This window comes from Bacillus cereus group sp. BceL291 (assembly GCF_051776705.1).
GTDB classification, from domain to species: Bacteria; Bacillota; Bacilli; order Bacillales; family Bacillaceae_G; genus Bacillus_A; species Bacillus_A cereus.
Genome location: NZ_JBPWAP010000140.1, coordinates 1 through 6,933 on the forward strand (window position 1 = coordinate 1; position 6,933 = coordinate 6,933).

The window sequence follows — 6,933 nt, forward strand, 5'->3', positions numbered from 1 at the left end:
ACTTTATGAAGACGTTTAGCCACTTCCTATCGAATCCAGTGGATTTATTTTCAAAATCCTCTAGCAATATTTTTTGAAAATGTCCCCTTGACTTTTCATAGTTGGTCTTTCCTTCCGAATAGAAAGAAGGGATAACCATCCACCCTCACAATATGCAGTTGATTTTATTTTATCAAATGATTGTAAAGGTATTATGTAAACAAATGAAATTTTACATAGAAAAAAGCCCCTCCAAACTGGGCTTTTTTTATACATACTATTACTTCCCAATTGTTCTGAAAAAACCGTCGATAAATTTAAGTTACGAATATTCAGAATTAATATTAAAATTAAAAATGGGGATAGGGGTATGGGCTTATAAAATTTATACATAACGAGGGAATAGAAATGAAACTACAATTAAAAGCGGATTTAATGTTACTACTAGTTACATTTTTTTGGGGTGCATCCATCCTACTTACAAAGCTTGGACTTGATGGCATAGAAGAATATAATTTAATTGCATTACGATTTATTATCGCTTTTCTTTTATCAGGTTTAATATTTTACAAACATTTATTCAAAGTTGATTTTAAAACTGTAAAATATGCATTTATACTTGCTTCTGTCTTATTTATCGTTTATATTTTCGCGACTTTCGGTACAAAGTATACGAGTGTTTCTAATGCTGGTTTCTTACTATGTCTCACAGTCATTTTCATTCCAATATTATCAGCTATATTTTTAAAACAAATTCCGGAAAAGAAAGTTATAGTAGGAATCATTTTAACGATAATAGGAATCGGCTTATTAACATTAACGAGCGAATTCAAAATCGGTAACGGCGATATATTTTGCATACTGTCAGCCCTATTTTATGCGATCCACGTCATCATTACTGGAAGCGTAACGAAACATGTGAATTCCATTGCACTTGGAGTAGTGCAACTCGGTTTCGTCGGCCTATTTAGTCTTATTTTTTCATTCATTATGGAAACACCAAAACTTCCTAGTACGATCAACTCATGGCTCATCATATTAGCTTTAAGCATATTTTGCACCGCAGTCGCATTCATCGTGCAAGTAATTGCCCAGCAATACACTACACCTACCCATACAGGTCTTATTTTTTCATTAGAACCTGTCTTTTCCGCAGGCTTTGCTTTCGTCTTCACAGGTGAAACGCTGACAGGAAAAGGATACTTAGGGGCTACGCTTATATTGCTGAGTGTGCTAATTGCTGAGTTAGATTTTAAGAGTTTATTGAGGCCTAATTATAAGAAGAATATAGAATAAACATTTCACTATGATCAACAAACATACCCCAGAAAAATATGAGTTTATATTATTTTCATTCTCTTCACTTAGATTTTCTTTTTAGATGCTATCTTCAAAACAAGGTAGCATCTAAAAAATGTTAAAAGGAATTTTCTCCTGGTATCTTCTTATATTCTATGTAGGCATATTTGACCTTTTCTACGTTCTTTAATTACTTACTGAATATAGTCATACAGATTTTTCGCTAACAATAAACAAGTTACTGTAATGAAAAGAGCACGAACATACCCACTGCCTTTTTTTATAGCGAATTTGGAGCCAACAATCCCTCCAGCAATTTGAGCAATCCCCATTATAAAACCATATGCATAGTTTACTTGCCCTACATACATAAACATCAACAATGCACCAACATTACTTCCTAAATTAAGAAGCTTCGCATTACCTGCTGCTTTTAAGAAATCATATCCAATAAATAAAAGAGAAAACATTAAAAACGAGCCTGTTCCAGGACCTAGAAATCCATCATAAAAACCAATAGCAAAAACAAAGAAAGTAAAAATAATGACGTGTCGACCAGACAATTTCTTATGAGTGGAAATACTACCCCAATCCTTTTTGAATATCGTATAAATAGCGACCGCACCAAGCATAATCAACATCAATGGCTTCAGTACTTCTGGATTCATTAAATGAACGGTCCATGCCCCTATTATGGAACCTATGAAAGTGAGCGGAACTAATTTAAACGCCGATTTCAAATCAAGATTACCAGAACGATAAAACACAATATTACTAGTTGCACTTCCCATTGTCGATGCTAGTTTATTCGTAGCTACTGCACTTGCTGGATTCAGTCCTGTAAATAATAAAGCTGGTAAAGCAATGAGTCCACCACCACCTACAACTGAATCAATAAATGCAGCTACAAATCCAAAAACAATCAAAATCATTAATACAGATGGGTCTAAATAAAAATCCATATTATTAACCTCCCCTTTAGTCACTATTCGAATAGTAACTAATAATTTGCTAAATGTAAATAGTTATTGTAACGTTGAAATATAAAGTGAAACTTTAATCAGTGGGGGGTTTGTTCACCCCCACTGATTATTAGTTGAACCAATCGGGCTTTTACGGGCAGCCCGACCCCACCTAACTTCTTTGCTTCCGCTGAATTTTGAGGTGGGAGTCTTACTGCCCGTTAAAGCGGGATAAAAGCAAACATCGGAGGACGAAAAAAGTGGACTACATAGTGCAACAGCTTAAAAAAATTGGTTTCAATGAATATGAAGCTAAATCTTATGTATCTCTTGTTAAACAAGGGCCTGTCACAGCCTACCAAGTGAGTAAAGATTCGGGTGTCCCAAGAGCGCGAATTTATGAGATTTTAGGTAACCTTGTAGAAAAAGGAATTGTCATGAAAGAAGAAATAAATGACACCACCCGCTATTCACCTCTACCTGTTGAAATCTTTTTACAGAAAGCGCAAACAGAATGGCAGTCTACATATGAAGGAATAAGTGATTCATTAAAAAAACTAGAAACTTCCGAGGAAAAAACGGATAATCGAGTGATTACTTTAAAAGACAATAAAACAATCATTAGCTATTGTCAGGCATTAATAAAAAAAGCAGAACGACGTATTGTCATTTCAATGTGGGATGAGATGTATGAAGCGTTAAAAGAAGATCTATCTGAAGTAGCTGATAAAGTTACAATACAAGGTATTACCCTACATGTTGAAAATCCCATTAAAAATCTAGAAGCCCATCGCATAACACCTTATACAGAAACCTTGTCTACAGAACATTGGTTTATTGTATCGATAGATTCTAAAGAGATGATTTATGGACCATCACTTGAAGAGCGTAATATTGCTTTTTATACAGATGACCCCGTTCATATATACTTATTAGAGGATTATGTATGGCATGATGTTTTAGTAAATCGACTTGTCCGACGTAGCCAAGATGATTTGCAGCAATGGATTACTGCAGAGAGAAAATCTTTCTTTATGGGGAAATGAGGAATATATTCAAGAGCAAACCAAAAGATTTGCGTATTAAACCTAACAACTTCTCCGTACAAAAATAGTCGACTATTATATAGTAAATATTCGGCTATTTTTGTATAAATTTATACAGACGCTGCCATTACCCCAGCGATTAATGAGATAAACGCTTCTCCCACTCTTTCACCTTTTCAATTGTTACATCTAATTTTTTAGCTATTTCTTCTACACTCATTCCTTTAAAAAGCATTCCAGCTGCCGAAAGTGCTTTATCAATTTCTTCTTGCTTCTCTTGTTCATATAAACGACCTACTTTTGTCATCCGTAACCACTCCTTTACCTTTTTCGCTTAGTCTTCATCAATAAATTTATCTGTAGCTACAAGAATCCCAGCAATAACTTGAATTTGTTCTTGCTCATCGGAGATACACTTTGCTACTTCTATCGTTTTTTCAATTAAAATTTGTCTTTTCTCTCTACTATGCATAAGTGGTACAAGTATTAATTTCATGGTTTCTTCATCCGTCAAAGATTTTCCTTCTTCCATTTTTCTAATAATCTTTTGAAGAATGGCATCACCATTGTATTCATTTAGTAAAACCGCTTTAGAATTTAAACGTATACTACATACATCTATTTCTTCTATAGGATTCATTACCTCACTTGTATAAATAACTACGATTCGAATATCCGGTAACTCTTTCCTCTTATTATAGTAACGATACATAATTTGATTCGCATAATCCATATACTTCAAATGGTTTTCGAGGAAACGGGTATTACTTTCATACTCTAACATTAAAATTGAACCATCTTCCATTTCAAATAAAGTATCTGAGCGCCTTTGATCTGCACGAACTCTCGAAAATTCATTTAGCAACAATTCTTTTATTCTTGGATAACCTTTTAACCCATATGCTTCAAGCCCTTTATCCCTATAACATTCACTTAAAAACTTCATCAGAATATCTTTATTATGATAAGAAATATCATTCCCTGCCAATAGCTAATCCCCCTTAACTATTAGTTACCATTTTCTTTATTATATAACTTATAAAATTAGCGTTACAACTTTGGTTCACATGCACATGCTATTTTCAAAACACCTTCCTCTCACTACTTCTCCCTCTCCACAAACCGCCCAAACTCCTTCAAAAACCTCAGCTTAAAACTCCCCACAGGCCCATTCCGGTGCTTCGCCACATGAATCTCCGTCATCTCTTTCTGCACTGTTTCCTTATCGTAATAATCCTCTCGATACATAAGCATAATGACATCCGCATCTTGCTCAATTTGTCCGGTCTCTCTTAAATCTGATAAAAGCGGACGCTTATCTTGCCGCGACTCTACAGAACGAGATAACTGTGATAACGCTACTACACAAACATTTAATTCACGTGCTAATAACTTAAGCTTACGAGAAATCTCACTAATCTCTTGAAATCTATTACCCTTATGCTTCGGATCGCCCGTAATGAGCTGCAAATAATCTACAATGACTAAAAGCTTTTTATCACCGTGTTTCCGCTTTAACTTACGGGTTTGCATCCAAATATCTTGCACCGTAACACCTGCATTGTCGTAAATCTCAAATGGCAACTCACCAATCTCCGCAAACGCCTTACTTACCTTCTCCCAATCTTCCATCGCAAAACGATGCTTCGGATTTTTCAGCCTACCTCCTGACACTTCACCTACGCAAGATGCCATCCTTTTTAACAATTGCTTACTACTCATCTCTAACGAAAACAATCCAACCGCCGCTCCAGACTTCGCCGCATGCAATCCAACATTAAGCGCAAACGCAGTCTTCCCCATAGAAGGACGCGCACCAAGAACGACAAAATCACCTTCCTGCAATCCGCACGTCATTTTATTTAACGATGTATAACCAGTCTCAATACCAGTAATCTCCTTCACATCTTGATGAAGCTCTTCATATAAATCAACTAGCGTATCCTTCAAATCAAACTCACATACAGAGTCTTTCTCCTCTAACTCACAAAGTGCCGTAATCGTCTCACCGATAACTTTCTCACTCTTCTCCGCAATAAGACGCTCTCCCATCTTGTGCCCGAGAACACCAGCCTGATACATTTTCCAGGCACCTCGAACAAGCCCCTCATAATAAGAGAAGTTGGCAGTTGTAGGCACACCATCCATTAACCCTATAAAATACTCCATTCCCCCGATTCCCTCTAAAAACTTCGGATCTACCCGAGAAATGAACGTCACAAGATCAATCGGTTGCCCCTCTCCTTCCATCTTTCGCATTAACTGAAATATAGACTTATGTACTGGCATAGAAAAATACTGCTCCGTCAAACGGCACTCCTTAATAAGCTCTCCATCAATTAATAGAGAACCTAACACCGTCTTCTCCGCCTCCACATTTTGAATACTCATGGCCGCCACCCGCGCTCCGCTAAAAAGCGCTGCAACTCTTCCTCTGACGGCGCATTCTTCTCCCACTCCTCACACCTCGCCAAAAACTCCTCCGTCTCCCCCGTACTAACAGACAACTCCTTCTTCCGAAACTTAGCCGTATCCGCCTCAACCTCACACACTTTCGTAAACCCTTTCCCGTGCCATCCTCTCAAAATCCCCTTCACATAAGCAATCGTCCGCTTATTATTCTCAAACGCAATTTGAAGCGCCTTCAGCACAAGCTCCTCTGACAAATCTTCCATCCACGCACTCAGTTCCTCCACCGCAAAAGGAGACAAACTACCGAAATGTTGCTCATAAAAAGAAAACACACGACTTCCCTTTTCTTCCTCTACAACCTCTTCTTCCTCTGTCTCCTCACAAATCGGCTCAACATCATCCACAGCCAAATCATCAGGCATACCGAAATGTGCTAAAAGCATCGGAACATTCAGCTCTTCCTCAGTGCACTTCTGAAGAAACATATGTACAAACTCCTTATTCTTCACACCCTTAAGCTCACGAAGTACACACTTCTCCACATTCGTATTCGTCACAGGATTATAACGAAGCCAATTTAAAACGAATAACTCCCGTGTATCCGCATCATAAAGAATCTTCCCATAATCAACAAAGCGCTGCACAAGCTTATCAACAGTCTCCCGGTTATAACCAGTCTCCATCTCAGCTAATCGCTTCGGAAAAGGAAAAATCCCACACTGCGTCGTCTTCGAACAAGTTAATAAGTAAACATAAAAATACCGCTCCTCCGGCGTCAAATCCAAAACAAAATCATCCTGCCAAAAATTCACCTGCACATTACGATACACCGCCATCCTAATTCCTCCCGTCTCCGTTCAAAATAAAAACCTCTTCATAATATATATGGGAGGTTAGTCGGGTTTTTGGCGTGTTATTTTAAATTTTTTTTGACTACTACTACGGTGTTTGTTGGTGTTTTTGTTTTGTTTTGTTTTTTCTTAGTGATTTATTACTTGGGAGGGGCTTGCAAGGGGCTTAGGAGGGGCTAGTTATCGGTTACTTTGATTAGAAAGACCCATCTCCACATTCTGCTTAAACCAATTAAATGAATCCACAAATCTAATAAAAAACATATTAAATTCCAATAAAACATACTAAGATTAGTAGTGCAGACCAAGGCATTGGTTCGCACTACTATTTTTTATATAGTAGAAGTGAAGAGAGAGCCGTTGGTCTTTTAGGGTCTTGAACTC

The 6,933-nt window shown here is 37.2% G+C and carries 7 protein-coding genes; 2 read left to right on the plus strand and 5 right to left on the minus strand.

From position 1 onward, the window contains the following. Nucleotides 1-387: 387 nt before the first annotated feature. The gene (locus ACS2CR_RS32845) at nt 388-1,275 is read left to right on the plus strand and encodes a DMT family transporter (protein ID WP_153603108.1); all 888 of its coding nucleotides are present in this window, start codon (nt 388-390) and stop codon (nt 1,273-1,275) included. Between the two features lie 197 nt (nt 1,276-1,472). Here the strand turns inward: ACS2CR_RS32845 and ACS2CR_RS32850 are convergent, their stop codons facing one another. Continuing rightward, nucleotides 1,473-2,240: a TSUP family transporter gene (locus tag ACS2CR_RS32850; protein ID WP_000348458.1), complete on the minus strand. Its 768-nt coding sequence runs from the start codon at nt 2,238-2,240 to the stop codon at nt 1,473-1,475. A 260-nt stretch (nt 2,241-2,500) separates the two neighbouring features. Between ACS2CR_RS32850 and ACS2CR_RS32855 the strand changes: the two genes are divergently transcribed. Further along, nucleotides 2,501-3,286 (plus strand): TrmB family transcriptional regulator, encoded by a 786-nt coding sequence (locus ACS2CR_RS32855; protein WP_098377471.1) that lies wholly within the window; start codon nt 2,501-2,503, stop codon nt 3,284-3,286. Nucleotides 3,287-3,425: 139 nt separating this feature from the next. Here the strand turns inward: ACS2CR_RS32855 and ACS2CR_RS32860 are convergent, their stop codons facing one another. From ACS2CR_RS32860 to ACS2CR_RS32875, 4 genes are all read right to left on the minus strand, one after another. Beyond that, nucleotides 3,426-3,593 (minus strand): hypothetical protein, encoded by a 168-nt coding sequence (locus tag ACS2CR_RS32860; RefSeq protein WP_000169783.1) that lies wholly within the window; start codon nt 3,591-3,593, stop codon nt 3,426-3,428. 27 nt (nt 3,594-3,620) lie between these two features. Continuing rightward, the gene (locus ACS2CR_RS32865) at nt 3,621-4,274 is read right to left on the minus strand and encodes a transcriptional regulator (RefSeq protein WP_153603106.1); all 654 of its coding nucleotides are present in this window, start codon (nt 4,272-4,274) and stop codon (nt 3,621-3,623) included. Between the two features lie 113 nt (nt 4,275-4,387). Beyond that, nucleotides 4,388-5,677 (minus strand): replicative DNA helicase, encoded by a 1,290-nt coding sequence (gene dnaB / locus ACS2CR_RS32870; RefSeq protein ID WP_142327499.1) that lies wholly within the window; start codon nt 5,675-5,677, stop codon nt 4,388-4,390. Continuing rightward, the gene (locus ACS2CR_RS32875; protein WP_000312064.1) at nt 5,674-6,534 is read right to left on the minus strand and encodes a DnaD domain-containing protein; all 861 of its coding nucleotides are present in this window, start codon (nt 6,532-6,534) and stop codon (nt 5,674-5,676) included. Before ACS2CR_RS32875 ends, dnaB begins: the two co-directional genes overlap by 4 nt. Nucleotides 6,535-6,933: the final 399 nt, after the last annotated feature.

Coding starts and splice junctions, on each gene's coding strand:
- ACS2CR_RS32845 (WP_153603108.1), top strand. CDS start 388: ATGAAACTACAATTAAAAGCGGATTTAATGTTACTACTAGTTACATTT.
- ACS2CR_RS32850 (WP_000348458.1), bottom strand. CDS start 2,240: ATGGATTTTTATTTAGACCCATCTGTATTAATGATTTTGATTGTTTTT.
- ACS2CR_RS32860 (WP_000169783.1), bottom strand. CDS start 3,593: ATGACAAAAGTAGGTCGTTTATATGAACAAGAGAAGCAAGAAGAAATT.
- dnaB (WP_142327499.1), bottom strand. CDS start 5,677: ATGAGTATTCAAAATGTGGAGGCGGAGAAGACGGTGTTAGGTTCTCTA.
- ACS2CR_RS32875 (WP_000312064.1), bottom strand. CDS start 6,534: ATGGCGGTGTATCGTAATGTGCAGGTGAATTTTTGGCAGGATGATTTT.